35 protein-coding genes and 1 tRNA gene are annotated in these 23,870 nt (G+C 32.7%); 5 read left to right on the top strand and 31 right to left on the bottom strand.

Annotated features, from left to right (window positions below; translation table 11 throughout):
* Window positions 1-15 precede the first annotated feature (15 nt).
* The 29 genes from rpsM to rpsL all read right to left on the bottom strand — a co-directional run bounded on the left by rpsM (window position 16) and on the right by rpsL (window position 15,871).
* Window positions 16-405 carry a 30S ribosomal protein S13 gene (gene rpsM, locus EPJ79_RS10220; RefSeq protein ID WP_021959154.1) on the bottom strand — a complete coding sequence of 130 codons (390 nt, stop codon included), beginning with the start codon at window positions 403-405 and terminating at the stop codon, window positions 16-18.
* A 33-nt stretch (window positions 406-438) separates the two neighbouring features.
* Window positions 439-555 (bottom strand): 50S ribosomal protein L36, encoded by a 117-nt coding sequence (gene rpmJ, locus EPJ79_RS10215; RefSeq protein ID WP_021959155.1) that lies wholly within the window; start codon window positions 553-555, stop codon window positions 439-441.
* Between the two features lie 20 nt (window positions 556-575).
* Entirely contained in the window at window positions 576-794 is a 219-nt protein-coding gene (gene infA / locus EPJ79_RS10210; protein ID WP_021959156.1) for a translation initiation factor IF-1, read from the bottom strand.
* A gap of 3 nt (window positions 795-797) precedes the next feature.
* On the bottom strand, window positions 798-2,138 hold the full coding sequence (gene secY / locus EPJ79_RS10205) for a preprotein translocase subunit SecY (protein WP_147718760.1): 1,341 nt from the start codon (window positions 2,136-2,138) through the stop codon (window positions 798-800).
* A gap of 12 nt (window positions 2,139-2,150) precedes the next feature.
* Entirely contained in the window at window positions 2,151-2,642 is a 492-nt protein-coding gene (gene rplO / locus EPJ79_RS10200) for a 50S ribosomal protein L15 (RefSeq protein WP_147526178.1), read from the bottom strand.
* An 11-nt stretch (window positions 2,643-2,653) separates the two neighbouring features.
* Window positions 2,654-2,833, bottom strand: a complete 180-nt coding sequence (gene rpmD, locus EPJ79_RS10195) for a 50S ribosomal protein L30 (RefSeq protein WP_021959159.1) — start codon at window positions 2,831-2,833, stop codon at window positions 2,654-2,656.
* A complete protein-coding gene (gene rpsE, locus EPJ79_RS10190; protein WP_147739629.1) occupies window positions 2,834-3,316 on the bottom strand; it encodes a 30S ribosomal protein S5 in 483 nt (160 codons plus the stop codon). It abuts the gene before it with no gap.
* A gap of 47 nt (window positions 3,317-3,363) precedes the next feature.
* Window positions 3,364-3,720: a 50S ribosomal protein L18 gene (gene rplR, locus EPJ79_RS10185; protein WP_147526179.1), complete on the bottom strand. Its 357-nt coding sequence runs from the start codon at window positions 3,718-3,720 to the stop codon at window positions 3,364-3,366.
* A gap of 10 nt (window positions 3,721-3,730) precedes the next feature.
* A complete protein-coding gene (gene rplF, locus EPJ79_RS10180; protein WP_147739407.1) occupies window positions 3,731-4,303 on the bottom strand; it encodes a 50S ribosomal protein L6 in 573 nt (190 codons plus the stop codon).
* 15 nt (window positions 4,304-4,318) lie between these two features.
* Window positions 4,319-4,720, bottom strand: a complete 402-nt coding sequence (gene rpsH / locus EPJ79_RS10175) for a 30S ribosomal protein S8 (protein WP_021959163.1) — start codon at window positions 4,718-4,720, stop codon at window positions 4,319-4,321.
* Between the two features lie 24 nt (window positions 4,721-4,744).
* Window positions 4,745-4,930 (bottom strand): type Z 30S ribosomal protein S14, encoded by a 186-nt coding sequence (locus tag EPJ79_RS10170; RefSeq protein ID WP_008723403.1) that lies wholly within the window; start codon window positions 4,928-4,930, stop codon window positions 4,745-4,747.
* A complete protein-coding gene (gene rplE / locus EPJ79_RS10165) occupies window positions 4,930-5,493 on the bottom strand; it encodes a 50S ribosomal protein L5 (protein ID WP_021959164.1) in 564 nt (187 codons plus the stop codon). Before rplE ends, EPJ79_RS10170 begins: the two co-directional genes overlap by 1 nt.
* An 11-nt stretch (window positions 5,494-5,504) precedes the next feature.
* Window positions 5,505-5,846 carry a 50S ribosomal protein L24 gene (gene rplX, locus EPJ79_RS10160; RefSeq protein WP_147739406.1) on the bottom strand — a complete coding sequence of 114 codons (342 nt, stop codon included), beginning with the start codon at window positions 5,844-5,846 and terminating at the stop codon, window positions 5,505-5,507.
* 23 nt (window positions 5,847-5,869) lie between these two features.
* Window positions 5,870-6,238: a 50S ribosomal protein L14 gene (gene rplN, locus EPJ79_RS10155; protein WP_137999275.1), complete on the bottom strand. Its 369-nt coding sequence runs from the start codon at window positions 6,236-6,238 to the stop codon at window positions 5,870-5,872.
* Window positions 6,239-6,240: 2 nt separating this feature from the next.
* The gene (gene rpsQ / locus EPJ79_RS10150; protein WP_147739405.1) at window positions 6,241-6,603 is read right to left on the bottom strand and encodes a 30S ribosomal protein S17; all 363 of its coding nucleotides are present in this window, start codon (window positions 6,601-6,603) and stop codon (window positions 6,241-6,243) included.
* 14 nt (window positions 6,604-6,617) lie between these two features.
* The gene (rpmC, locus tag EPJ79_RS10145; RefSeq protein WP_021959168.1) at window positions 6,618-6,821 is read right to left on the bottom strand and encodes a 50S ribosomal protein L29; all 204 of its coding nucleotides are present in this window, start codon (window positions 6,819-6,821) and stop codon (window positions 6,618-6,620) included.
* Entirely contained in the window at window positions 6,821-7,234 is a 414-nt protein-coding gene (gene rplP / locus EPJ79_RS10140) for a 50S ribosomal protein L16 (protein ID WP_021959169.1), read from the bottom strand. Before rplP ends, rpmC begins: the two co-directional genes overlap by 1 nt.
* Complete coding sequence (gene rpsC / locus EPJ79_RS10135) at window positions 7,234-7,971, bottom strand: 30S ribosomal protein S3 (RefSeq protein ID WP_021959170.1); 738 nt, start codon at window positions 7,969-7,971, stop codon at window positions 7,234-7,236. Before rpsC ends, rplP begins: the two co-directional genes overlap by 1 nt.
* Before the next feature lies 1 nt (window position 7,972).
* Window positions 7,973-8,377, bottom strand: a complete 405-nt coding sequence (rplV, locus tag EPJ79_RS10130; protein ID WP_147531346.1) for a 50S ribosomal protein L22 — start codon at window positions 8,375-8,377, stop codon at window positions 7,973-7,975.
* 12 nt (window positions 8,378-8,389) lie between these two features.
* Window positions 8,390-8,659 carry a 30S ribosomal protein S19 gene (rpsS, locus tag EPJ79_RS10125; protein WP_021959172.1) on the bottom strand — a complete coding sequence of 90 codons (270 nt, stop codon included), beginning with the start codon at window positions 8,657-8,659 and terminating at the stop codon, window positions 8,390-8,392.
* Complete coding sequence (gene rplB / locus EPJ79_RS10120) at window positions 8,659-9,495, bottom strand: 50S ribosomal protein L2 (protein ID WP_147739404.1); 837 nt, start codon at window positions 9,493-9,495, stop codon at window positions 8,659-8,661. The genes rpsS and rplB overlap by 1 nt, the downstream gene beginning before the upstream one ends.
* Before the next feature lie 13 nt (window positions 9,496-9,508).
* Window positions 9,509-9,802, bottom strand: a complete 294-nt coding sequence (gene rplW, locus EPJ79_RS10115) for a 50S ribosomal protein L23 (RefSeq protein ID WP_199748808.1) — start codon at window positions 9,800-9,802, stop codon at window positions 9,509-9,511.
* A gap of 11 nt (window positions 9,803-9,813) precedes the next feature.
* A complete protein-coding gene (gene rplD, locus EPJ79_RS10110; RefSeq protein ID WP_147739403.1) occupies window positions 9,814-10,461 on the bottom strand; it encodes a 50S ribosomal protein L4 in 648 nt (215 codons plus the stop codon).
* A gap of 27 nt (window positions 10,462-10,488) precedes the next feature.
* Window positions 10,489-11,142, bottom strand: coding sequence for a 50S ribosomal protein L3 (gene rplC / locus EPJ79_RS10105; RefSeq protein WP_021959176.1), 654 nt, complete (start codon window positions 11,140-11,142; stop codon window positions 10,489-10,491).
* A gap of 104 nt (window positions 11,143-11,246) precedes the next feature.
* Entirely contained in the window at window positions 11,247-11,552 is a 306-nt protein-coding gene (gene rpsJ / locus EPJ79_RS10100) for a 30S ribosomal protein S10 (RefSeq protein WP_147526484.1), read from the bottom strand.
* Between the two features lie 73 nt (window positions 11,553-11,625).
* A complete protein-coding gene (gene tuf / locus EPJ79_RS10095; protein ID WP_021959178.1) occupies window positions 11,626-12,849 on the bottom strand; it encodes an elongation factor Tu in 1,224 nt (407 codons plus the stop codon).
* Between the two features lie 63 nt (window positions 12,850-12,912).
* A complete protein-coding gene (fusA, locus tag EPJ79_RS10090) occupies window positions 12,913-14,994 on the bottom strand; it encodes an elongation factor G (protein ID WP_147739402.1) in 2,082 nt (693 codons plus the stop codon).
* 17 nt (window positions 14,995-15,011) lie between these two features.
* On the bottom strand, window positions 15,012-15,482 hold the full coding sequence (rpsG, locus tag EPJ79_RS10085) for a 30S ribosomal protein S7 (protein ID WP_021959180.1): 471 nt from the start codon (window positions 15,480-15,482) through the stop codon (window positions 15,012-15,014).
* A 14-nt stretch (window positions 15,483-15,496) separates the two neighbouring features.
* On the bottom strand, window positions 15,497-15,871 hold the full coding sequence (gene rpsL / locus EPJ79_RS10080; protein ID WP_021959181.1) for a 30S ribosomal protein S12: 375 nt from the start codon (window positions 15,869-15,871) through the stop codon (window positions 15,497-15,499).
* 601 nt (window positions 15,872-16,472) lie between these two features.
* Between rpsL and EPJ79_RS10075 the strand changes: the two genes are divergently transcribed.
* The 3 genes from EPJ79_RS10075 to EPJ79_RS10065 are packed head-to-tail and all read left to right on the top strand — an operon-like array spanning window position 16,473 to window position 17,930.
* Window positions 16,473-16,838, top strand: a complete 366-nt coding sequence (locus tag EPJ79_RS10075) for a nitrous oxide-stimulated promoter family protein (protein ID WP_147739401.1) — start codon at window positions 16,473-16,475, stop codon at window positions 16,836-16,838.
* Window positions 16,839-16,840: 2 nt separating this feature from the next.
* Window positions 16,841-17,263, top strand: coding sequence for a YbaN family protein (locus EPJ79_RS10070; protein ID WP_147739400.1), 423 nt, complete (start codon window positions 16,841-16,843; stop codon window positions 17,261-17,263).
* A gap of 55 nt (window positions 17,264-17,318) precedes the next feature.
* Window positions 17,319-17,930: a hypothetical protein gene (locus tag EPJ79_RS10065; RefSeq protein WP_147739399.1), complete on the top strand. Its 612-nt coding sequence runs from the start codon at window positions 17,319-17,321 to the stop codon at window positions 17,928-17,930.
* 18 nt (window positions 17,931-17,948) lie between these two features.
* On the opposite strand, the gene EPJ79_RS10060 is transcribed toward EPJ79_RS10065, so the two are convergent.
* Together EPJ79_RS10060 and EPJ79_RS10055 are read right to left on the bottom strand one after the other, a co-directional pair.
* On the bottom strand, window positions 17,949-19,592 hold the full coding sequence (locus EPJ79_RS10060) for an amino acid ABC transporter ATP-binding/permease protein (RefSeq protein ID WP_147739398.1): 1,644 nt from the start codon (window positions 19,590-19,592) through the stop codon (window positions 17,949-17,951).
* The gene (locus EPJ79_RS10055; RefSeq protein WP_147739397.1) at window positions 19,585-21,327 is read right to left on the bottom strand and encodes an ABC transporter ATP-binding protein/permease; all 1,743 of its coding nucleotides are present in this window, start codon (window positions 21,325-21,327) and stop codon (window positions 19,585-19,587) included. Before EPJ79_RS10055 ends, EPJ79_RS10060 begins: the two co-directional genes overlap by 8 nt.
* Before the next feature lie 164 nt (window positions 21,328-21,491).
* Here EPJ79_RS10055 and EPJ79_RS10050 point away from each other — a divergent pair.
* A tRNA-Thr gene (locus tag EPJ79_RS10050) sits at window positions 21,492-21,564 on the top strand.
* Between the two features lie 1,193 nt (window positions 21,565-22,757).
* Window positions 22,758-23,807, top strand: a complete 1,050-nt coding sequence (gap, locus tag EPJ79_RS10045; protein WP_147739396.1) for a type I glyceraldehyde-3-phosphate dehydrogenase — start codon at window positions 22,758-22,760, stop codon at window positions 23,805-23,807.
* The last annotated feature ends 63 nt before the right edge of the window (window positions 23,808-23,870 follow it).

Here is a 23,870-nt window from a genome sequence, read left to right as displayed (position 1 = left end):
GTTCCTCCATTAAAATTATTTCTTACCAGGAGCTTTTTTCTTGCCCGCTATAGCTTTTCTGGCTCCTCCGCCTCTTGCATTTCTTGAATTTGTTCTCGTCCTCTGTCCTCTTACGGGAAGCCTCTTAATATGTCGCATTCCTCTATAAGAGTGAATATCTTTTAATCGTTTTATATTATTAAATAATTCCGTTCTCAAATCGCCTTCAACTTTAGTAGTCGATTCTATAGCATCTCTTAAAGCTGTAATTTGAGCGTCAGTCAAATCTTTAGCCTTAACGGAATAATCTATATTAGCCTTATCGCATATTACATGAGCTAAAGTTCTTCCTATTCCGTATATGTCGGTAAGCGCTATCTCTATTCTTTTATTATTTCTTATTTCAACACCCATTAATCGAGCCATTTATTTTCTCCTTATTAAAAACTTCCTTAAAAATTATTTTTGTTTTTGTTTATGTCTTGGATTTTTTTTACATATAACTCTAATAATGCCTTTTCTCTTAACAATTTGGCAATCATTACATCGTTTTTTTATCGAACTTTTTACTTTCATTATAATTATTCTCCGTTTATTTACTTATAACGATAAATTATTCTTCCCTTTGTTAAATCATAGGGAGACATCTCTATAGTCACCTTATCGCCTGGAAGAATACGAATAAAATTCATACGCATTTTCCCAGATATATGAGCCAATATTTTATGCCCGTTTTCAAGCTCAACTCTAAAAGTAGCGTTTGGCAAAGGCTCTACTACAATTCCCTCAACTTCAATAGTTTCTTTTTCAGCCATAATTTACCTTCGCACTTTAGATTTTTTTAATATTCCGTCATAATTATGCATTTGCAAATATGACTCAATTTGTTTTAATAACTCAACAGCAACGCTTACGCTAATCATTACGGAAGTTCCGCCCATTAAATAAACCAATGAATTATTACTTCCCTTAAAAGGAGCAAATATCGGAATCTTCGACATAAGGTCAGGAAATACCGCTATAGCAGCTAAAAATATAGAGCCTCCTATAGTTATTCTTCCCAATACCGTTTTAAGATATTCTGCCGTTTGAGTTCCAGGTCTATAACCCGGTATAAAACCGCCTTGCTTTTTCAAATTTTCCGCTATATCGTCTGGATTAAATTGCACCGAAGTATATACATAAGCGAACATTATAACGAGCAAACAATACAAAATTATATAAGCCCAACTTCCATAAGAGAAAAATCTAAGCAAAGCATCAAGCCATCTCCATTGAATTCCTCTAGTCAAACTCGCTATTTGAGCGGGAATTGCCATTAACGCCGAAGCAAATATTATAGGTATAACTCCAGATGGATTAATCTTAAAAGGTATATGAGTTGATTGAGCGCCAAAAACCTTTCTTCCAACCACTCTTTTAGCGTATTGAACAGGAATCCTTCTCTGTCCGCTTTCTTCATAAACTACGCAAAAAATAACTATGGCAAATATTATAAAGAAAAGAACTATAACTAAAGAATTCAAATATTCGCTATCTTTTTTCTGAATCATATCGTAAACGCCAGCGGGAATACGAGCGACAATTCCAGCAAATATTATAACCGAAATTCCGTTTCCAAGTCCTCTTTCTGTAATTTGGTCTCCAAGCCACATTAAAAACATAGTTCCAGCGGTAGCGGTAGCGACAACTATAAGAACAAAACCTAATCCAGGATTCATATATATCATAGCGCCTTCATTTATGCTCTGAATCCAACTTGCCATAGCAGCCGATTGTATTATACAAAGAACTAAAGCTAAATATCTAACATATTGATTTATTTTCTTTCTTCCGCTTTCTCCTTCTTTTTGCATTCTCTCTAAAGCGGGAATAACTACTCCAAGAAGTTGCATAATAATAGAAGCGGATATATAAGGCATAATTCCCAAAGCTAATATTGAAAATCTAAATAAAGCTCCGCCTGAAAATAAATCCATAATAGTCAAGAGTCCGCCTCCGCCTTGAGCTGAAGATAGAAATTCTAAAAGAGCAGTCGGGTCTATTCCAGGAGTAGGTATATGGCTTCCTATTCTATAAACCAAAATAGCCATAACAGTATATAAAATTCTGTCTCTTAATTCCTGCACTCTAAATATATTAGTTAATGATTTAAACATTTAATTACCCTATTAAGATTTAATATCTTTTTTCTCTCTAACATATTTTTTACGCTCGTTTATTATAACCTTACCGCCCGATTTTTCAATCTTTTCTATAGCCTTTTTACTTGCTATATCAACGGTAATATTAACGGCGTTTTTAACCTCTCCCATAGAGAGAAGTTTTATATAATCTCTTTTAGAAGATAAATAACCCAACTTTAATAAAGTCTCTCGCGATATTTCATTAGAGCCTATAGAATCCAATTCGCCTACATTAATAATATTTACCGACTTTTTAAAAGCCGAATTATTAAAACCGCTTTTTGGAATTCTTCTATGCAAAGGCATCTGTCCACCTTCAAAACCCGCTCTTCTGCTATAACCAGCTCGAGATTGAGCGCCTTTATCTCCTCTTCCTGCCGTGCATCCCCAACCAGAACCTTGTCCGCGTCCTACCCTATGCTTTTTCTTGCTTGAGCCTTTTGGAGCGCTTAATATTTTTGTATTTTCCTGTGCCATTTATACAAACCTCACTTATATTCCACTTTAAGAAGATGCGAAATTTTATTTATCATTCCTTTTATTTGAGGAGTGGCTTCATGCTCGACTATTCTTCTTCTCTTTTTAAATCCCAAAGCTACAACTGTATCTCTTTGAGATTTTTCATACCCTATGGGAGATTTAACTAATTTTATAATAACTTTAGACATTTATTCCACCTTCCCATAAATTTGTTCTATACTAACGCCTCTCTTATTAGCCATCTGCTCTACGGTTTTCAAAGATTTAAGTCCTTCAAAAGCGGCTTTAGCCAAATTCATAGCGTTATTATTTCCAAGAGATTTTGAAAGTATATTTTTAACTCCAACCAATTCAAATACCGCTCTAGCGGGACCGCCTGAAATAACTCCCGTTCCTTTAGATGCTGGTTTCATAATTATTCTACTGCTTCTAAATATTCCAACGGTGTTATGAGGTATAGTCTCGCCTTTCAAATTAACTTCTATCATATTTTTTTTAGCCTGTTCTATAGCTTTTCTAATAGCGTCTGGAACTTCGTTAGCTTTACCATATCCCAATCCTACATGTCCTTTTTTATCTCCCAAAACCATCAAAGCGGCAAATCTAAATCTTCTTCCGCCTTTCATAACTTTAGCGACTCTGTTAAGAGTTATAAGACGCTCTTCATACATATTTTTTTCTTCGTTATGATGATTATTGCTCATTAAAAATCCGCTCCTTAAAATTTTAATCCCGCTTCTCTAGCTCCATCGGCTAAAGATTTTACTTTTCCATGATATATATATCCGTTTCTGTCAAATACGACTTCGTTTATATTTTTATCTTTCGCCCTTGAAGCTAAAGTTTTGCCTATTTCTTTTGCCACATCTATATTTTTACCGCTTTTAATATCTTTTTCTTGCGAAGAAGCGGACGCTAATGTTATGCCTTTGCTATCGTCTACGATTTGAGCCGATATATATTTAAGGCTCTTATAAACCGTAAGTCTTGGACGCTCTGCAGTTCCCTCTATCTTTATGCGAATGCTTCTCTTTCTTCTTTCTCTTTGAGATTTAATCTTTTCTCTTAAACCCATAATTTCTCCCTTATTTAGCGGCTTTTTTGCTTTCTTTATGTTTTATATATTCGCCTTCAAATCTAACGCCTTTTCCTTTATAAGGCTCGACAGGTCTTTTCTTTTTAATATTCATAGCAAGCTCCCCAACTTGTTCTTTATCGTTTCCTTCTATAATAATTTTTGTATCCTTTTCTACAGTAACTTTTATGCCTTCGGGTATTTTCATTTTAACATCGTTTGAAAAACCTAATTGCAGAGTTATAATATTACCCTGAACATTAGAACGATATCCTGTGCCTTCTAATTGCAAAACCTTTTTATAACCCGAATTAACGCCTTCAATCATATTATATATAAGTTTCCATACCAAACCTAATTGAGCGGAATATTTAGCCTTATTTTCTTTAATGGCTTTTTCATTATCGCTTTCAATTTTAGGAGGTTTAATCCAAAGAGCGTTGCCTTCAAGTTCAAATATTATATAATCAAAAAAATCTTTTGTCAACTCCCCTCTTTTGCCTTTAACGGTTATTTTATGTCCGTTAATTTTAACATCGACTCCCGCTGGAATCTGTATAGGTTTATTTGCCAATCTACTCATTATAATATCCTCTCATTACCATACATAGCATAAAACTTCGCCGCCGACATTTTCTTTTCTCGCCTGTTTATCCGTCATAACTCCTTTGCTTGTTGATATTACGGATATTCCAAAACCGTTTTTTACTTGAGGTATTGTATCTACCGAAGTATAAACTCTAAGTCCCGGCGTTGATACTCTTTGTATTCCTTCTATTACAGAACTTCCTTCATAATATTTTAAGTCTATTTCAATACGAAAGAAATTCTTATTCTTTACTTCAACTTTATTAAAGTCGTTAATATAACCTTCTTTCTTCAAAATTTCAAGTATATTTTCCATTTTTTTAGAAAACGGTATAGTCACATTTTCTTTTTTAGCTCTGCAACCGTTTCTGATAACGGTTAAAGCGTCCGCTATAGGGTCATGCACACTCATTTATAATCTCCTTAACTCCAAAAATTACCAACTCGATTTAGTCACGCCTGGAATTAAACCTTTATTAGCTAAATCTCTAAAACATATTCTGCACATTTTATATTGTCTTATATAAGCTCGCGGTCTTCCGCATATAGGACAACGATTATATTGTCTCGTTTTATATTTTTGTTTTTTTGTAGCTTTAACTTTAAGCGCTAATCTAGCCATTATTTATTCTCCTGACTTTTAGGCGCAGCGCGAAACGGCAAACCTACTCTTTCTAATAGAACTCTTGCCATATCGTCATTATCTGCGGTGGTTACTATAGTTATATTTAAGCCTTTTACGGCATCCGTTTTATCAAAACTTATCTCTGGGAATATAATATGCTCTTTTATACCCAAATTATAATTACCGTTTCCATCAAATCCTCTTCTTGGAATTCCTTGAAAGTCTCTAACTCTAGGCAAAGCTATAAATATGAGTCTTTCTAAAAAATCATACATTCTCTCGCCTCTTAAAGTTACTCTGCATCCAATCGGCATTCCCTGTCGCAATTTAAAATTTGCTATGGATTTTTTTGCCCTCGTAATAATCGCTCTCTGCCCCGCTATTTGAGTAAGTTCTTCAACCGCGGAATCGACATATTTTTTATCCGAAACAGCCATGCTTATTCCCATATTGATAATTATCTTTTCTATTTTAGGAACAGCCATAATAGAATTAAGATTCATATCTTTTAACATAGACTGTTTAATTTCTTTTTCGTATCTATCTTTTAATACTGACATAATTATTACCTCTATTTATCAAGAACCTCTCCCGATTTTTTGGAATATCTTTTTAATTTTCCATCTACATTTTTCATACCTATTCTTGAAGCTTTTCCAGATTTATCGACTACCATTACATTTGATATATGTATAGAAGCCTCTCTTTCCACTATGCCGCCTTTTTGGTTTTCTTGAGATTTAGGCATCGTTTTTTTTATCATATTTACATCTTTTACAAGAACTCTGCCCGCTGCTCTATCGATTGAAAGAACTTCGCCTCTTTTTCCGCTATGCTCTCCCGTTATAACCTCAACCGTATCTCCTTTTTTAACTCTATATTTTGTATTGCTTAAATTCAATTTCTTTATCATTATAATTAACCTCTACATACCATTTATATTACTTCAGGAGCAAGCGATACTATTTTCATAAAGCCTTTATCTCTCAACTCTCGCGCTACGGGACCAAATATGCGTTTGCCTCTTGGTTCTTTTTTATCGTCCACTATAACCGCCGCATTCTCGTCAAATCGTATGTATGAACCGTCATTTCTTCTAACTTCTTTTTTTACTCTAACTATAACGGCTTTTACAACTTTTCCTTTTTCTATAGAACAAGTCGGTATAATATCTGTAACGGAACAAACTATTATATCTCCCAAAGTGGCGTATCTGCGTCTGCTTCCGCCCAAAACTTTAATACATTTTAATTTCTTTACGCCGGTATTATCGGCTACATTAAGAGTGGTTGGCGTTTGTATCATATTTACTCTCCTTCAACCGTTTGAGCCATACTCATTTCTGGAGCATGCTTTTCTCTTTTTAGAACGCTCTCTACTTCGCTATCCATAGAATCTTTTTCCACGCGTTCGGCTTTCTTTAATATCTTTATCAATCTAAATTTTTTATCTTTGCTTATAGGTCTGCATTCTATCACTCTAATCAAATCTCCTTCGGCGCATTCGTTCTTTTCATCATGAACTTTATAGCGTTTATTTTTGCTTATCGTTTTGCCGTAAAGAGGATGTTTCTGCCTTATTTCAACTTTGATAACTACCGTTTTATCCATTTTATCAGAAACTACGATTCCTTCAAGCTCTCTTTTATATTTTTTTGTTTTGCTTTCCACAATAATACCCTCTACTATTTTTTAATACCAAGTTCATATTGGCGAATAAAAGTTTTAACTTTAGCTATATCCTTACGAGATTTTTTTAGCTGATGAGTTTGTCTTGCATCGCCTACAACTTTTTCAAATCTATGTTCTTGATATTCCTTCTCTAATTTTAAAAGTTCGCTTTTAAGTTCTTCCAAACCTAACGACTTATAATCTTTATTTTTAGCCATTATATAGCCTCCCTCTTAATAAACTTCGTTTTTATTGGAAGTTTAAATCCAGCCAATCTAAAAGCCGATTGAGCTAATTCTTCGGGAACTCCCGCTATTTCAAATATAACCTTTCCAGGTTTTACAACGGCTACCCAATATTCGACATTTCCTTTGCCCTTTCCCATTCTTGTTTCCGCTGGTTTTTTAGTATAAGGTTTATCGGGAAAAACTTTTATCCACATTTTACCGACTCGTTTTACATGCCTTGAAATCGCTATACGAGCCGCTTCAATCTGTCTATCCGTTAACCATACTGGCTCTAAAGCCATTAAACCGTAATCTCCAAAAGTTAAATTACTTCCTCTTTTAGAGTTTCCTTTCATTCTGCCTCTATGTTGTTTTCTATACTTCGTTCTTGAAGGTTGTAACATTATCTATCTCCTTTAGAACTGATAACTTCGCCTGCGTCATCCTGTTTCTGTTCTCTTTTATCAAGAATTTCGCCTTTATATATCCAAACTTTCACTCCAATTATGCCGAAAGTTGTGGAAGCTTCAGCCGTTCCATAATCTATATTCGCTCTTAAAGTATGCAAAGGCACTGAGCCGTTTTTATATTGTTCCGTTCTTGCTATATCCGCTCCAGCCAATCTGCCCGAACACATGACTTTAATACCTTTAGCACCTTTTTTCATTGCTTGAGTTATAACGCCTTTCATAGCTCTTCTAAAAGCTACGCGCATTTCTAATTGACGAGCTACATTTTGAGCTGCTAAAGTGGCATCTAATTCTGCGTCTTTAATTTCCTTTATAGAAACTTGAACAGGCTTTTTTACCATTTTCTGTATAACATTTTTAACTATTTCGACTCTCTGCCCTTTAGGTCCTATAACTATTCCCGCCCTTGCCGTAGCTATAAAAACATTTATTCTATCGGGAAAACGAACTATCTCTATATTGGATATCGCAGGGTCAAAAGCGTCTTTTTTGCCGCCAATTTTTTTATGCTCTTCTTTTAAAGTTTTATAATAATAATTCATTATATATCGTCTTATAGATAAATCTTCATGCAAACTATCAGCGTAACTTCTACTGTCTTCAAACCATCTACTTGACCAAGTTTTATTTATTCCAAGTCTTAAACCTATAGGACTAACCTTTTGACCCATTTTATACCTCCGCCGTTTTTGGGCTTTCTTCTTTTTTAGCCGCAGATTTTATTTTTTTCTTTTCAGGTTTTTTATCATCGCTTAATACTATAGTAATATGCGAAAGTCTCTTTAATATGGGGTCGGCGCTTCCTCTACTTGCCGCTCTTATTCTTTTAAGCATTGGCGCTTTATCCACAAAAGCCGATTTAACCCATAAAGTATCGGGATTAATATTTCTCGATTGAAATATTGCATTTGCTATTCCGCTTTTAATCGCTTTTCTCAAAACGATAGAAGACATTTGAGGCATTACCGTCAAATTGGCTATCGCATGATTAACATATTCTCCTTTTATAAAAGGAAGCAATCTTGCAATTTTTCTGCGTCCTATACGCAAATAACGAACTCTTACATTATAATCCATAATCTTAAATCCTTACTTTTTAGCAACTTTAGAGGCGCCCGCATGAGAACGAAATGTTCTAGTAGGAGCAAATTCGCCCAATTTATGCCCAATCATATTTTCTTGTATATAAACGGCTACAAAAGTTTTACCGTTATGCACATTTATAGTATAACCTATCATTTCGGGAATAATAGTCGAAGCTCTACTATAAGTTTTTATTTGATGCTTATTATCCCCAGCCTGTATTTTCTTAAATAGATTTTTATCAACAAAAGGTCCTTTTTTAATGGAACGAGACATTATTTTTTACCTCCTCTTTTCTTAATTATTAATCTATCCGAATATTTATTTTTCTTTCTTGTTTTATATCCTTTAGTAGGAACGCCCGTAGGAGAAACTGGATGAGGATTACCTTGTCCGCTCTTGCCTTCGCCTCCTCCATGCGGATGGTCAACTGGATTCATCACTACTCCTCTAACTTTAGGTCTTCTGCCTTTATGCCTTGTAGTTCCCGCTTTTCCATCTGTAATATTAAAATGGTCTAAATTGCCAATCTGTCCTATCGTAGCGTAACAATTTTCTAATATTCTTCTCTCTTCTCCCGAGCGAAGTCTTATTACGCAATAACCTCCGCTTTTAGCCGTTATTTGTGCTCCGCCTCCAGCCGCTCTAACTAACTGTCCGCCTTTGCCAGGAGTTAATTCTATATTATGTATTATAGTTCCCAAAGGAATTTTTCTTAAAGGCAAACTGCAACCTACTCTTACTTTAGCGTTCTCTCCGCTTATAACTTTATCTCCGATGTTTAAACCTAAAGGATAAATTATATATCTTTTCTCTCCGTCCGTATAGTTTAAAAGAGATATATAAGCGCTTCTATTTGGGTCGTATTCTACCGAAATTACTTTAGCCTCTATATCATGTTTATCTCTTCTAAAATCAATAAGTCTAAAAAGTTTTTTATGTCCGCCACCTCTTCGACGCATTGTTATACGACCGTTTGAAGAGCGTCCGCTTATACGCTTTTTGCCATATACCAAAGATTTACAAGGCTCGTTTGTTGTAATATCCGAAAAATCAACTACGGTTCGATAACGCAAACTTGGAGTTGTCGGTTTAAATTTCTTAATAGCCATCGTTATTCCTCAATTATTTTACTATATCTATTTTCTCTTTACCATCAAGAACTATTATCGCTTTCTTATAGCTTCGAGTATATCCTCTCTTGCTCATTCTACGATTTTTCTTTTTAGGCTTAACATTTATTATCTTACAATCAAGCGGATGCACATTAAATATCTTTTCAACCGCTTTCATTAATTCTGATTTATTAGCATCCTGCCTTACTTTAAATACATAATATCTCTTTTCCGTTCCTTTTGGCTCGGTTCTTAAAATATTACTCTTTTCGGTAAGTATAGGTTCAATTAAAAGCGAATACATACTCATAATTTTTAACCCTTAATCCTATTGTTTAATTTAGACAAAGCCGTTTTAGTAAAATACACTTCATCGGCATAATATAAAGGATGAATAGCCATACTATCGGCATTTACAAGTTTCAAATCCTTAATATTTCTCAAAGATAATAATAATTTATTATAATTATCTCCTAAAGCTTCGTCTTTTCCAACCACAAAAGCAACTTTCCTACTTTTAGGTTCTTTAACCTTGCTTATAAAACTTGCCATTCTTTTAGTTTTCGGAGCGTCAAAAGTAAAATCTTCAAAAACCTTAAGAACATTATTGCCATATTTTAAAGATAAAACCGACAACAAAGCTTTTCTTTTAACTTTTTTAGGCAATCTATAACTATAATCTCTCGGTTTTGGAGTATGCGCTTTTCCGCCTCCAACCCATACTGGCGACCTTGTAGAACCCGCTCTCGCTCTTCCCGTTCCTTTCTGTCTCCAAGGCTTTTTACCGCCTCCTGAAACTTCTCCTCTAGTTTTCGTAGAATGAGTTCCCTGCCTTTTATTTGCAAGCTCGTTTTTTATAGCTTCATAAAGCAGATTATTATTGACTTCAGATTTAAAAATCTCATCAACAATTTCTAAATTGCCCGCATTATCTCCGTTTTCATTTAGTATTACTACTTCCATCTTTATTATCCTGCTTAATTATATCCATTATACCATAGAATTCTTTTTTTTGTTAATCTTTTTAACCGCCGAAGTTAATTTTACTATGCTATTAACAGCTCCTGGTATAGCGCCTTTTATCATAATTAAATTATCTTCCGCTCTTATATCGATAACTTTTAAATTCTGTATAGTGGTTAGCGCATTTCCCATATGCCCCGGCATACCTTTACCCTTCCATACTCTCGAAGGATAACTATTGCAGCCTATAGAACCCGCTCTTCTTCTAAAATTAGAGCCATGACTCATAGGTCCGCCGTCATAATTATGCCTTTTCATAACTCCCGCAAAACCTCGTCCTTTACTTAAAGAACTAACATCTATAAAATCGCCCGCTTGAAATATATCGACTTTAAGCTCTTGTCCAACGGAATAAGAACTCGTATTATCGATTCTAAATTCTTTCAAATATTTTTTAGGCTCTAAATTCATTTTTTTAAATTGTCCTATTTGCGGTTTTTTCAAATGCTTTTCTTTTATTGAGCCATAGCCCAACTGAATAGCGCTATAACCGTCTTTCTCATTATCTCTTATCTGCATTACCGTGCATGGCCCGGCTTCTACAACCGTTACTGCTATAGCGTTTCCCGTTTCATCAAAAACCGTAGTCATGCCCAATTTTTTGCCAATTATTCCTACCATCGGCGAATCCTCTATAATGATTTTACTACTTTTTTATATTCAAATATTCTAAATATCAAACTATTACAGATAAATCGTAGTAAAGCTTTATCTTTAATAAACGCTTATTTCAACTGAACATCAACTCCAGCTGGAAGCGCTAATTTTTTTAGAGATTCAGTGGTTTGAGGAGTTACCTCAAAAATATCTATAAGCCTTTTATAGATACGCATCTCAAACTGTTCTCTAGATTTAATATTAACATGCGGGCTTCTTATAACCGTCACCTTTCGTATGCTTGTAGGCAAAGGTATAGGTCCCGACACTCTCGCTCCTGTCTTCTTAACGCTTTCAACTATCGATTGAGCCGATTGGTCAATAAGCTCAATATCAAAGGCTTTTAGTTTAACTCGTATTTTCTGTTCTTTCATAGCTTGAATTACTCGCTTAATCTCATTTATTATAAAGGGCATAATTTTATTTTATACCCTTAAATTAAATCCTTTACTCCAAAATTTTAGTCACAACGCCGTTACCTACGGTTTTACCGCCTTCTCTTATAGCGAATCTCTGTTTCTCTTCCATAGCGATTTGACTTATTAACTCTATAGTTAAATTAGCGTTATCGCCTGGCATTATCATTTGAGAACCTTCAGGTAAATTTATTACTCCCGTAACATCCGTAGTTCTAAAATACATTTGCGGTCTATAACCTGTTACAAAACCGCTATGTCTTCCGCCTTCTTCTTTTTTAAGAATATAAACTTCGGCTTCAAATTTCTTATGAGGCGTTATAGTTCCAGGTTTAGCCAATACCTGTCCTCTTTCAACGGCTTTTCTTTCAATACCTCTTAAAAGACAACCGACATTATAACCAGCGATTCCCACAACCTCTTTCTTAAACATCTCAACGCCTGTGCAAGTAGTTTTTTGAGTATCTCTCAAACCTACTATTTCAACTTCGTCTCCTTTAGTGATTTTACCTCTTTCAATTCTGCCCGTAACAACAGTTCCTCTTCCAGGAATTGAATAAACATCTTCTATTGACATTAAGAAATCTTTATCAACTTCTCTAACAGGGTCTGGAATATAAGTATCTAAAGCGTTTAAAAGGTCTATTATACATTTGCAATCCGCGTCTTCTCTTGGATTTTTTCCAGCTTCTATAGCTTGAATTGCCTTAATTGCGCTTCCTCTAATAATAGGAGTTTTACTTCCATCAAAACCGTAATGGTCTAAAACATCCACAACTTCCGCTTCTACTATTTCAGCCATTTCAGGGTCGTCCAATTTATCGCATTTATTTAAGAATACAACTATATAATTAACGCCTACTTGCCTTGACAAAAGAACATGTTCTTTAGTTTGAGGCATAACTCCGTCTTCCGCTGAAACAACTAAAATCGCTCCATCCATTTGAGCTGCACCCGTTATCATGTTTTTAATATAGTCTGCGTGTCCAGGACAATCCACATGGGCATAGTGCCTGTTATCAGATTCGTATTCGACATGCGAAGTCGCTATTGTTAAAATTTTCGTAGGGTCTCTTCTACCTTGACTTTCGGAAGCTTTAGCAACCGAATCGTAAGCTACTTTTTGAACCGTATCTGGAAACATAGCCGATGATACAGCCGTTATTGCCGATGTTAATGTAGTTTTACCATGGTCAACATGCCCAATAGTTCCAACATTTACATGCACCTTTTTACCGTCATAAGTTCCTGCCATTTTTATCCTCCAATTTATCCCTATTATTTTAGGAATTTTATTTTTTTATTTATTTTAATTTTATTATTTAGCATTACCCATTCTTGCGCCTATAATCTCTTCCGCCACATTTTTAGGCACTTCTTCATAATGAGAGAACTGCATCGTATAGCTTGCCCTTCCTTGCGAAACATTTCTTATACTCGTAGTATAACCGAACATTTCTGCAAGAGGCACTGTGGCGTTTATGGATTTATAACCAGATTTATCCGTAAATCCATGAACTTGTCCTCTCCTTGAAGCCAAATCTCCTATAATATCTCCCATATAATCTTCAGGAGTCATAACCTCAACGCTCATCATAGGCTCTAACAAATAAGGGTCCGCTTTCTTACAACCATCCTTAAAGCCCATGGATGCTGCTATTTTAAATGCCATTTCGGAAGAATCCACAGGGTGAAAAGAGCCGTCAAAAGCGGAAACTATCACATCAAGCATTGGATAATTAGCCAAAACTCCCGTATTCATAGCTTCCAAGCATCCTTTTTCAACCGCAGGTATATATTCTCTCGGAACGACTCCTCCGACTATCTCGTTATTAAATTTAAATCCAGCGTTAGCTTCGTTAGGACCTACTCTCAACCAAACATCGCCATACTGTCCTTTACCGCCCGATTGACGAACAAATTTACCTTGAACTTCAACCGTTTTCTTAATACCTTCTCTATAAGAAACTTGAGGACGCCCAACATTCGCATCAACCTTATATTCTCTCTTCATTCTATCGCATATTATCTCTAAATGCAACTCTCCCATACCAGCGATAATAGTTTGTCCCGTTTCTTCATTAAAGCTAACTCTAAAAGTCGGGTCTTCTTCAGCAAGCCTCGACAAAGCGATTGACATTTTATCTCTATCGCCTTTAGTTTTAGGCTCTATCGCAACATTAATAACAGGTTCAGGAAAATTAATCGCTTCAAGTATTATAGGAGCGTTTTCAGGACATAAAGTATCGCCTGTAGTAGTATCTTTAAGTCCAACCGCAGCCGCTATATCGCCCGAATAAACCGTTTCAATTTCCTCTCTCTTATTAGCATGCATTTGAAGTATTCTTCCAATTCTCTCTCTCTTGCCTTTAGTGGCGTTATAAACATAAGAACCAGCTTCAAGTTTTCCAGAATAAACTCTAAAAAATGCAATTTTTCCAACATGCGGGTCCGTCATTATTTTAAATGCCAAAGCGCTGAATTTTTCATCGTCCGAACTTTTTCTAACTATCTCATGTCCTTCCAAATCAGTTCCTTCTATCTCTCCTCTATCCATTGGGGAAGGTAAATAATCCACAACAGCGTCTATTAAAACCTGTATTCCTTTATTTTTGAAAGCAGTCCCGCAAAACATAGGAAAGAAATCAGCCGATAAAGTAGCCTTTCTTATAAGTTTTTTTATAGTTGGAATATCTATTTCCTCTCCTTCAAAAAACTTATTCATAGCGTCATCGTCATATTCTACTATCGCTTCCAATAATTCATTTCTGTATTTTTCGGCTTCCTCTTTTAATTCGGCTCTAATATCTTTTTCTTCCATTTTCATGCCGTCTTCCGAAGTCCAAATAATTTCTTTCATTTTTACCAAATCGATAACGCCTTCAAAATGACTTTCCGAGCCTATAGGAATAACAACAGGATGACTATTAGCTTTAAGCCTATTTCTCGTCTGTTCCAAAACAGAAAAGAAATTAGCGCCTATTCTATCCATTTTATTTACAAAAATCGCTCTCGGAATTTTATAATTGCTCGCCTGTCTCCAAACCGTTTCGCTTTGAGGCTGAACTCCGCCAACCGAACAAAAAACTCCGACTGCGCTATCTAAAACTCTTAAAGACCTTTCAACCTCCGCCGTAAAGTCAACATGACCAGGAGTATCTATCAAATTAATACGATTGTTATTCCAAAAACATGTCGTTGCCGCCGATGTAATCGTAATTCCTCTTTCTCTTTCTTGTTCCATCCAATCCATCTCTGCTGCGCCTTCATGAACTTCTCCAATTTTATGAGTTTTTCCCGTAAAATATAATATTCTTTCGCTTAAAGTGGTTTTTCCAGCGTCTATATGAGCCATAATGCCGATATTACGAGTATTTTCCAAAGAAATTTGCCTTGCCACTTAATTTTCTCCTAAAATTACCACCTAAAATGAGCGAACGCTTTATTGCCTTCTGCCATTCTATGAACGGTTTCTTTTTGAGCAACCGCTGCGCCTTTACCTTCAATAGCGTCAACTATTTCATTTGATAATCTTTCAATCATACTTTTTCCGCTTCTCTTCCTTGACGCGTTTATTAACCATTTAAATGCCAATGAATTTTGTCTATCGGGACGAACATCAACGGGAACTTGATAAGTAGAACCGCCTACTCTTCTTGATTTTACTTCGACTCTAGGTTTAATATTTCCTATAGCTTCGTTAAAAGCGTCAAGCCCTTCTTTTCCCGTTTTATCTTTAACTAAATCCATAGCTTTATAAAATATATTTTCAGCCTTACTCTTTTTACCGTCATACATAAGTTTATTTATAAATTTACTTATAATATCGCTTCCGTAAATAGGGTCGGCGTTTATCTTTCTTGTTTGCGCTCTTCTTCTTCTTGCCATTTTATATTACTCCATTAAGCTTTAGGTTTTTTAGTTCCATATTTACTTCTGGCTTTCATTCTCTTCTCAACGCCCGTAGCTTCACGACTTCCTCTAACTATATGATAACGACATCCTGGCAAATCCTTAACTCTTCCGCCTCTTATCAAAACGCGGTTATGTTCTTGCAAAGTATGGTCTATACCTGGAATATAAGCCGTAACTTCTATTCCGTTCGTTATTCTAACGCGAGCTATCTTACGCATTGCCGAATTAGGTTTTTTCGGAGTAGTCGTAGTCACGCGAGTGCAAACGCCTTCTCTTTGAGGACATTTCATTAGTGCGGGCGACTTTGTCTTATTCAATATTCGCTTTCTACCTTTCCTTATTAACTGATTAATTGTAGGCATATAATATAAAACCTCTAACCTCTTTATTTTTTAATTATCATTAAATTAATTTTTTATTTTATATAATCTAAAATTATAAAATAAAAATTAATTTAAGTCAAGCCCAAATAATTGGAAATATATTAAATTGCTAATCACTAAATACGAAACGATATCTTTAATATCGAGCAATTAGTATTACTTAAAAATTATACTAAACGCTTTAATCGTTTTAACGAAAGTGAGAAAATTATACAACACTTTAAAAAATTTGTCAAGCGTTTTTTCAATATTTTTTAAATTTTTTTAATAAATTTAGGCTATCAATATGAAAATAAGATAAAAATACTACATTTTAATCATAAATTTAAAAAAACATATATAAAAAATAAATAAAAAACAAAAAATATATTATAAATCATTGGTTGATTATTTAAATAAATATTTATTAAATTAAAAAATTTCTTAATGTAAGAGCTTGCTATTTTTTATTTTATATGTTAGAATATACTAACAATTAAATTGATAATACTTAAATTTTAATAAATTATTGATTTTTGGGATTATTGGGCATGTTTATTTTAGCATGTCCAATAATTAAATTTTTCAATCGGATTAATTAATGAAAAGTAAAAACTATAAGACTAAAAAAATAAAAGAAAAAATAGAAAAAGAAAAAAGTCTGGTTTTTCTTATGATAAAAATATTTTGCAAGTCAAATCATAAAAATAATAATTTATGCAAAGAGTGTATAGAATTATATAATTACGCTTCAATGCAAATTAATAGATGCAGATTTATGGAAACTAAAACTTTTTGTAGCGCTTGTCCTTCGCATTGTTATAAAAAAGATATGCGTGAAAAAATAAGAGAGGTTATGATTTTTTCTGGCAAAAGAATGATTTTTTATCATCCTATATTGACCTTGAAACATATATTTATAATTTTAAAAAGTAAAAGAAAATTAAAAAAACAAAGGAGTAATTAAAATTGAAAGTTGTATTAATAATTTTAGGTTTTATTTCTATGGGAATAGGAATTATCGGAATAGTAGTTCCGATTTTGCCGACTACGCCGTTTTTACTTTTGGCTTCTTTCTTTTTTGCAAAAGGCTCGAAAAGATTTCACGATTGGTTTATCTCTACAAAAATTTACAAAAAATATTTGGAGAGTTTTGTTCAATCAAAAGCTATGACTTTAAAAAATAAATTTACGATACTTTTGCCCGTAAGTTGCATGCTTATAATTACTTTCATATTTGTAAATAATTTGCATGCGAGAATAGTTTTGGTAATTTTGTTTATTGGAAAGTATTTATATTTTTTCACTCAAATAAGAACCATAACGGAAGAGGAAGAGTCGGAGCTTAAAAAGAATAGAGACATTGCAAAAGAAAACGGAAATTTAGAATAATTAAACTAATTAAACGATTAATAAAAAATAAAATAAAGAATAGAAGGATAACAAAATGAAAATAAATAAATTTTTAATAATAAGCGTAATATTTTTAAGTTGTTTTTCAAAATTATATTGCGAGGAAACTAACGGAAACAATAAAAAAGGATTAAAATCTCCTTTGGATAATAGATTTTTTTCGATAGGTTTATTTAGCAGCGCGGATTCTATTAAAACAAGCGTTAATTTGGAATTTGGCTTTAAGTTATTTAAATTCAATAATTTTGAAATGAAAAGCTATACTTCAATAGTAGGCTCAAAAATATACGATGATAATCCTAAAATGTATGAATTGGGTTTTATGGAAAAATTGACTTTCGGCGGAGTTGACGAATATAAAGACAAAATAAGCGTTGGAAGATACGGATTCGCTTTTATAAGTTTTGGCGTTTTATCTTTCGATTACGATAAAAGCGCTAAAGTCTTATTTTCAAAACCTTTTTATTGCGAAGTTGGAGGCGGAGCTGGATTCAATATAAATGTAAACAGGCATGTAGCAATAATTTTAGAATTCGGCGGAGGCTTGCATATCGTAGTCGATGGAAAAAATTTAGGTTATCCTTCAAAAATAAATAAGGCTGGTTTTGGAAGAATAAGTTTAGGAGGAAGATATTATATTAATTAGTTTATATTAAAATAATTATTAACTCGCTCTATCGTTTTTCATTTGATAAATTTTATCTGCAATATTTAAAGTCGATTCTCTATGCGAAACTAAAATTACGGTTCTATTTTCTTTATTGTCTTTTATAGATTTTAATATAATCGCTTCGTTTAAGCTGTCCAAATTGCTTGTCGGCTCGTCTAAAAGTATAAACGGAGCTTTATGCAAAAAACTTCTTGCGATGCTTATTCTCTGTTTCTCTCCTCCAGATAAAGTGTCCCCAAGCTCGCCTACTTCCGTGTCGTAATTTTTAGGCAAAGTCATTATAAAATCATGCAAAGACGCTTTTTTGCAGGCTTCTATCACTTCTTCTCTTGTCGCGTTATAATCGGCAATTTTTATATTGTTTTCTATTGTATCTTTAAATATTGAAGTATCTTGAGTGGCGTAGCTCTCCATATTTCGCAAAGAGTTTGTATTTATTTCTTTTATGTCGGCATTCGATATTTTTAAATCTCCGCTTTTTATATCCCAAAAACGCATTAATAATTTTAATAAAGTAGACTTACCGCTTCCGCTTTTTCCTTTTATTCCTATTATTTTATTCGTTTCTATATTCAAATTATAATCTTTCAATATTTCCTCTCCTCCGTAATCGAAATAAATATTTTTGCATTCGACTCCTTTAAATTTTAAATCTTTTCCGTTGTAAACTTCTTCAACTATAGGCTTTTCTGATAGCAAATTAAGGACTCGCTCGCCGCTTGCAAGCGTTAAAAATAAATTATTCGACAAATTGCTTAAAGCTATAACGGGACCGAAAGAGCTTGCCATAGCTATTACGGGAATTATTATATTTTTAAAATCTCCGTCCTTAACAACTAAATAACTTATTATTAAAATAGCCAAAGTAAATATTAAAATTGCCGAATTTGTTAAACCGCCAATTATTCCTTCATAGTTTTTTAATTTTTTATTTATATTCATTAAATCGTCAGTTTTATTTTCTATTTCTTTATTTCGTTTTTCTCCAAATCCAAATTGCAGAATTTCTTTTATTCCCCATAAACTGTCTAAAAAATAACTGTTTAATTTTCCAAAATTATCTCTATATTCCATTCCGTCTTTTTTTCCATATTTTGAAGAAAAATAAGGAATAAAAAATCCAACCGTCAAATAACCTAAAAATGCGACAATTCCTAAAATTATATTAAAACTTCCAATGAATATTGTCATTATAAGAGAAGTTAAAATTCCTATGGCAATTGGAGATATCGTATGAGCGTAAAATACTTCAAGCAATTCTATATCGCTCGTTATCAAAGCTATTAAATTTCCTTTATCTCTCCCTTCGAGTTTCGCGGGAGAGAGTTTTCTTAAAGCTATAAATATTTTATCTCTTATTAAAGCCAAAAGTTTAAAAGCTATATAATGATTGCTAAGCTGTTCTATATAATGAAAAAATCCTCTCAAAATAGCTATAATAAAAATCAAAATAAATATATTTTTCAAATTGAAATTGGATTCTATAAAATTTATTATTCCGTATCCGCCAAGTATAGTTATAAATATCGCGCATAAAAATCCTAAAACTCCCGTTATAATAGCAAGTATCATAATATGAATAAGAGGCGCTATCAAACCTATAAGTTCCACCATAATTTTAATTCCGCTTCTACGCATTTTCTGTAGCTCCTTTAGTTATGCTTTCAAGTTTAATTTGTTCGTTATAAATATTTGCGTATTCTCCGTTTAATTTTATAAGTTCTTCATGCGAGCCTTCTTCTTTTATAGTTCCATCTTTCAAAAAATAAATTATATCTGAAAATCGACAATTATATAATCTATGCGAAATTAATATTACCGTTTTTGTTTTTGAGATTTCTTTTATTATATTTATAATATTCTCTTCGCTATCGACATCTACATTTGAAGTAGCTTCGTCAAAAATATATATGTCTCCGTCATAAAGTATAGCTCTTGCAATAGCGAGTCTTTGTTTTTGTCCGCCCGATAAATTTGAAGCTTTTTCGGTTATTTTTGTTTGAAGTCCGTTTTCAGATTGTAAAAAATCGTATAATCCTACTCGTTTTAATACTTCATTCATTTTCTCTTCGGTTATATTTTCTCCAGCCATTTTCAAATTTTCGTAAACATTTCCTTCAAATAAATAGCCGTTATGGTCGACTACTACAATTTTTTTATTCAAATCGTTTTTGTCTATTGAAGAAAGTTCTATTTCGCCTATTTTTATAGAACCAGAATAATTTTCGTTTCTTAAAGATATAAGTCCCGCTAATGTGCTTTTGCCAGAACCAGATTGTCCTACTATTGAAATAAAACTTTTTTCTTTTATAGTCATATTTATATTTTTTAAAATAGTTTTATCTTCGTTATATCCGAAATTAAGATTACTTATTATAATGTTTTCGTTTTTAGAATCAATTTTATTTATTCTTTTATCGTCTTCTTTCAAATCAAGTATTTCAAACATTTTCTCGCTTGCAGCGATTCCGTTCATAGCGATATGAAAGAAAGAACCAAGAAGTCTTAAAGGAATAAAAAATTCGGCAGAAAGCATTATAATTGAAAAAGCGCCAGCAAAGTCTATATTTCCGTTTATAAATTCTTTAACCGAAATTATTATTCCAAGCGCAGCTCCTCCGTAAGCTATTATATCCATTACTGTAATAGAATTAAGCTGCATTTTAAGAACATTCATAGTAGCGATTCTAAAATTTTCAGCTTGAATATTCATTTCTTTATTTTTTATTTCATCCGCTTGATATATTTTTAAAGTCGTAAGTCCCTGCAAATTCTCTAAAAATAATTCTCCCAAATTGCTATAGCTTCCCCAATATTTTTTTAATATTTTTTTAGCGATTTTCACTATTAAAATTATAGATATTGGAATTAAAGGAACGCATAAAATAAGTATTAATGACGCTTTTACGCTTATAGTCGATAAAACTGCAAATAAAATAATCGGCGATATGACGCTATAAAAAAACTGTGGCAAATATCTTCCAAAATAAACTTCAAGTTGGTCTACTCCTTCCATAGAAATTTGAACTACTTCGCTTGTTGAAAACTTTTCTCTATAAGAAATTCCAAGATTTAAAAGTTTGGAATAAATTTTTTCTCTTAAAGTTTGCTTTACTTTGCCTGAAGCGCAATAAGACATTTTAGCTATAAGAATATTTGATATAAATCTTAATATTATAACGATTATAATTCCAAAAGAAACTTTTATTATATCGGCGTTTGAAATATTTTTTTCGTAAATTTTTTGCAAAAAATCGGCTAATAAAAATATTGCCGTTATATTAAGCGCAAGATTTATTAATTGAAAGAATACATGAAAACCTATAAATTTTTTAGCGTTTCCCATTAGAGCGATTAATCTTTTATTTATCATATATTTATTTTCCTTAAAAAATATTCAAAATCAAAAAATTAAACTAAAATATATAATATTTTATAACCATATTTAATAATGTCAATAAAAAATTCTTTTATAAAAGAATTGACAAATAATTTATAATTGTTATAATAAATACAACTCCTAGAAAATTTGATAACGCCAACCTAGCTCAGTTGGTAGAGCAACGCATTCGTAATGCGTGGGTCGTGGGTTCGACTCCCATGGTTGGCTTATCTAATTATTTTTGATTAAGATAATAGAGTAAAAAGTTGCATTGACAAATATAAATTTTTATGAAGTGGAAAAAGTGGATTGCTTCACTTCGTTCGCAATGACAAATTGGTAAAGTTGCAATGACGGATTAGTAAAAAAGTTAGTAATGAATTTTATATAAAAAAATAGTTGACTTTTTTTAAAAAGTTTGTTATCTTATTAGTAGATAGTAAAAGGAATTAAAGTTTATAATTTTATGTTCCGATTTATAATATAGTTGGTTGTTGTGAATGTTGAATTGCTTTGCAATGACGGAGAAAAAGGGAAAAAGATTTTATGGCAATGAAATTAAATTTAACAAATGATAATTTTATATTTGGGATTATTTCTAATATAATTTCAAGTTTATTCTATATAATGAAAGCAGAAAGCAGAAAGCAGAAAGCAGAAAGCAGAAAGCAGAAAGCAGAAAGCCTCTTTCTAATTATAACACAAAACAATATTTATGTCAAGAGTTTCGCGAATTTTTTTGCGAAAAAATTTCTATTGCAAATATTAAGTCGAACCTTCGGCTTTTTATTCATAAAAAAAATTCTTATTAAAAGGAGGGGCAATTATGTCTCAAAAAAACAAAATATTTTCAATAATAATTGTAAAATATAAGTCAATCCATCATATATTAAATAAATTTTGTTAAACTCCTCATTGTAAGTAGTTTTTGCTTGCAGTGAGAGTTTGATAAAGTGAGTTAGAAAATTTGAGGGTTTAAGTTGCGGTTTTAAGATTGCGGTTAGAAAAATCTTTTTTTATATTAAGAGGCTTGTCTGAAATGGGCGAGCTTCTTTTTTTGTTGTTTGTTAGTTTAGGGTTTTAGAGGTTTTTATTTATATTAAAAAATTTATATTAAAAAAGTAAAAGGTTTTTATGGATTGTTTGGCTTTTGTCCAACTTGTCGTATTAAATCCATAGCAATGACGATATTTTTATAAAGTAAAAAATTAAATAAATTTAATAAATTTTATAGTTAAGTGAATATAATTCCCGTTGCTTACTTAAAATAAAATTTAAAATTAAAAAATAGAGTTAGTAATTTTAAAATAAATTATCAAATATTTAAAAATACTATTGACTTAATTGTATATATATGTTATTATAAGTATAAGTTTTATATGTTCGTATATAGAATATTATATTAATATAGGAGATATTTTATGGCTGTAAAAGTAGCAATAAACGGTTTCGGACGCATAGGGCGTCTAGTTTTTCAGGCTTTGGTTGAAAGAGGTTTATTAGGCAAAGAGATTGATGTCGTTGGCGTTGTCGATGTCAGCACGGATGCCGAATATTTCGCTTATCAATTAAAATACGATACCGTTCATGGAAGAATGAAAGCCGATATAGGACATGAAGGAGAGGATGTATTGGTTGTTAATGGTTGCAAAATTAAATGCATTCCCGCAGCTCCTTTAAATCAATTGGATAAACTTCCATGGAAAGATTTGGGTGTAGAGTATGTTATAGAGTCTACGGGACTTTATACGGAAAAAGAAAAAGCGCAAGGACATATTTCGGCTGGAGCTAAAAAAGTTATTATAAGCGCTCCTGGTAAAGGCGATTTAAGAACTTTCGTTTACGGAGTTAATCATGAAGAATATAATCCTGCAGAGCATCATGTAGTTTCAAATGCAAGCTGCACTACAAATTGTTTAGCTCCTCTCGTTCATGTTATTCTTAAAGAAGGCATAGGAATAGAAAAAGGATTAATGACAACAATTCACTCTTATACGGCGACTCAAAAAATAGTTGACGGACCTTCTAAAAAAGATTGGAGAGGCGGAAGAGCTGGCGCTTGCAATACTATTCCTTCTACTACGGGAGCGGCTAAAGCGGTTGGAGAAGTTTTGCCAGCAACGAAAGGCAAATTGACGGGAATGAGTTTCAGAGTCGCAACTCCAGATGTTTCGGTTGTGGATTTAACTTTCAGAAGCGAAAAAGACACAAGTATTGAAGAAATTGACGCTTTAATGAAGAAAGCAAGCGAATCCTATTTAAAAAATATTTTAGGATATTGCAATGAAGAATTGGTTTCAAGCGACTTCATACATGATAATAGAAGTTCAATATACGATTCTTTGGCTACTCTTCAAAATAACCTTAAAGGAGAAAAAAGATTCTTCAAAGTAGTTTCTTGGTATGACAACGAATGGGGTTATTCAAACAGAGTAATAGACTTGTTATTATATATGTATAGCAAGAAATAATTTTATTAAGGCTTAAATAAAAAATAAGAGGGCGCATAATTTTTAATTATTGTCGTCCTCTAT

It is taken from the genome of Brachyspira aalborgi, assembly GCF_008016455.1.
GTDB lineage: Bacteria > Spirochaetota > Brachyspiria > Brachyspirales > Brachyspiraceae > Brachyspira > Brachyspira aalborgi.
The sequence above is the reverse complement of the archived record's forward strand: the minus strand, read 5'-3'. Positions and strand labels throughout refer to the sequence as shown.

Excerpts from the sequence above, each read along its gene's own strand:
- rplF (WP_147739407.1), bottom strand. The coding sequence starts at position 4,303 with ATGAGTAGATTGGCAAATAAACCTATACAGATTCCAGCGGGAGTCGAT.
- rplB (WP_147739404.1), bottom strand. The coding sequence starts at position 9,495 with ATGGCTATTAAGAAATTTAAACCGACAACTCCAAGTTTGCGTTATCGA.
- rpsH (WP_021959163.1), bottom strand. The coding sequence starts at position 4,720 with ATGAGTGTGCATGACCCTATAGCGGACGCTTTAACCGTTATCAGAAAC.
- rpmD (WP_021959159.1), bottom strand. The coding sequence starts at position 2,833 with ATGTCTAAAGTTATTATAAAATTAGTTAAATCTCCCATAGGGTATGAA.
- EPJ79_RS10065 (WP_147739399.1), top strand. The coding sequence starts at position 17,319 with ATGAAAATAAATAAATTTTTAATAATAAGCGTAATATTTTTAAGTTGT.
- rplR (WP_147526179.1), bottom strand. The coding sequence starts at position 3,720 with ATGGGTTTAAGAGAAAAGATTAAATCTCAAAGAGAAAGAAGAAAGAGA.
- rpsJ (WP_147526484.1), bottom strand. The coding sequence starts at position 11,552 with ATGAAAGAACAGAAAATACGAGTTAAACTAAAAGCCTTTGATATTGAG.
- rplD (WP_147739403.1), bottom strand. The coding sequence starts at position 10,461 with ATGGAAGTAGTAATACTAAATGAAAACGGAGATAATGCGGGCAATTTA.
- rplO (WP_147526178.1), bottom strand. The coding sequence starts at position 2,642 with ATGGCACAGGAAAATACAAAAATATTAAGCGCTCCAAAAGGCTCAAGC.
- EPJ79_RS10075 (WP_147739401.1), top strand. The coding sequence starts at position 16,473 with ATGAAAAGTAAAAACTATAAGACTAAAAAAATAAAAGAAAAAATAGAA.
- rplP (WP_021959169.1), bottom strand. The coding sequence starts at position 7,234 with ATGTTACAACCTTCAAGAACGAAGTATAGAAAACAACATAGAGGCAGA.
- rpsM (WP_021959154.1), bottom strand. The coding sequence starts at position 405 with ATGGCTCGATTAATGGGTGTTGAAATAAGAAATAATAAAAGAATAGAG.
- EPJ79_RS10055 (WP_147739397.1), bottom strand. The coding sequence starts at position 21,327 with ATGATAAATAAAAGATTAATCGCTCTAATGGGAAACGCTAAAAAATTT.
- rplW (WP_199748808.1), bottom strand. The coding sequence starts at position 9,802 with ATGTATTCGCTTTTAATTGAACCTATACTTACCGAAAAGAGTAATATT.
- rpsL (WP_021959181.1), bottom strand. The coding sequence starts at position 15,871 with ATGCCTACAATTAATCAGTTAATAAGGAAAGGTAGAAAGCGAATATTG.
- rplE (WP_021959164.1), bottom strand. The coding sequence starts at position 5,493 with ATGTCAGTATTAAAAGATAGATACGAAAAAGAAATTAAACAGTCTATG.
- rpsS (WP_021959172.1), bottom strand. The coding sequence starts at position 8,659 with ATGTCTCGTTCCATTAAAAAAGGACCTTTTGTTGATAAAAATCTATTT.
- rplX (WP_147739406.1), bottom strand. The coding sequence starts at position 5,846 with ATGATAAAGAAATTGAATTTAAGCAATACAAAATATAGAGTTAAAAAA.
- rpmC (WP_021959168.1), bottom strand. The coding sequence starts at position 6,821 with ATGGCTAAAAATAAAGATTATAAGTCGTTAGGTTTGGAAGAACTTAAA.
- EPJ79_RS10060 (WP_147739398.1), bottom strand. The coding sequence starts at position 19,592 with ATGCGTAGAAGCGGAATTAAAATTATGGTGGAACTTATAGGTTTGATA.
- gap (WP_147739396.1), top strand. The coding sequence starts at position 22,758 with ATGGCTGTAAAAGTAGCAATAAACGGTTTCGGACGCATAGGGCGTCTA.
- tuf (WP_021959178.1), bottom strand. The coding sequence starts at position 12,849 with ATGGCAGGAACTTATGACGGTAAAAAGGTGCATGTAAATGTTGGAACT.
- rplN (WP_137999275.1), bottom strand. The coding sequence starts at position 6,238 with ATGATACAAACGCCAACCACTCTTAATGTAGCCGATAATACCGGCGTA.
- secY (WP_147718760.1), bottom strand. The coding sequence starts at position 2,138 with ATGTTTAAATCATTAACTAATATATTTAGAGTGCAGGAATTAAGAGAC.
- infA (WP_021959156.1), bottom strand. The coding sequence starts at position 794 with ATGGCTGAAAAAGAAACTATTGAAGTTGAGGGAATTGTAGTAGAGCCT.
- rpsC (WP_021959170.1), bottom strand. The coding sequence starts at position 7,971 with ATGGGTCAAAAGGTTAGTCCTATAGGTTTAAGACTTGGAATAAATAAA.
- rpsE (WP_147739629.1), bottom strand. The coding sequence starts at position 3,316 with ATGTATGAAGAGCGTCTTATAACTCTTAACAGAGTCGCTAAAGTTATG.
- rplV (WP_147531346.1), bottom strand. The coding sequence starts at position 8,377 with ATGGATTATAATGTAAGAGTTCGTTATTTGCGTATAGGACGCAGAAAA.
- EPJ79_RS10170 (WP_008723403.1), bottom strand. The coding sequence starts at position 4,930 with ATGGCTAGATTAGCGCTTAAAGTTAAAGCTACAAAAAAACAAAAATAT.
- rpmJ (WP_021959155.1), bottom strand. The coding sequence starts at position 555 with ATGAAAGTAAAAAGTTCGATAAAAAAACGATGTAATGATTGCCAAATT.
- rplC (WP_021959176.1), bottom strand. The coding sequence starts at position 11,142 with ATGGTAGGAATAATTGGCAAAAAATTGGGCATGACTACGGTTTTTGAT.
- rpsG (WP_021959180.1), bottom strand. The coding sequence starts at position 15,482 with ATGGCAAGAAGAAGAAGAGCGCAAACAAGAAAGATAAACGCCGACCCT.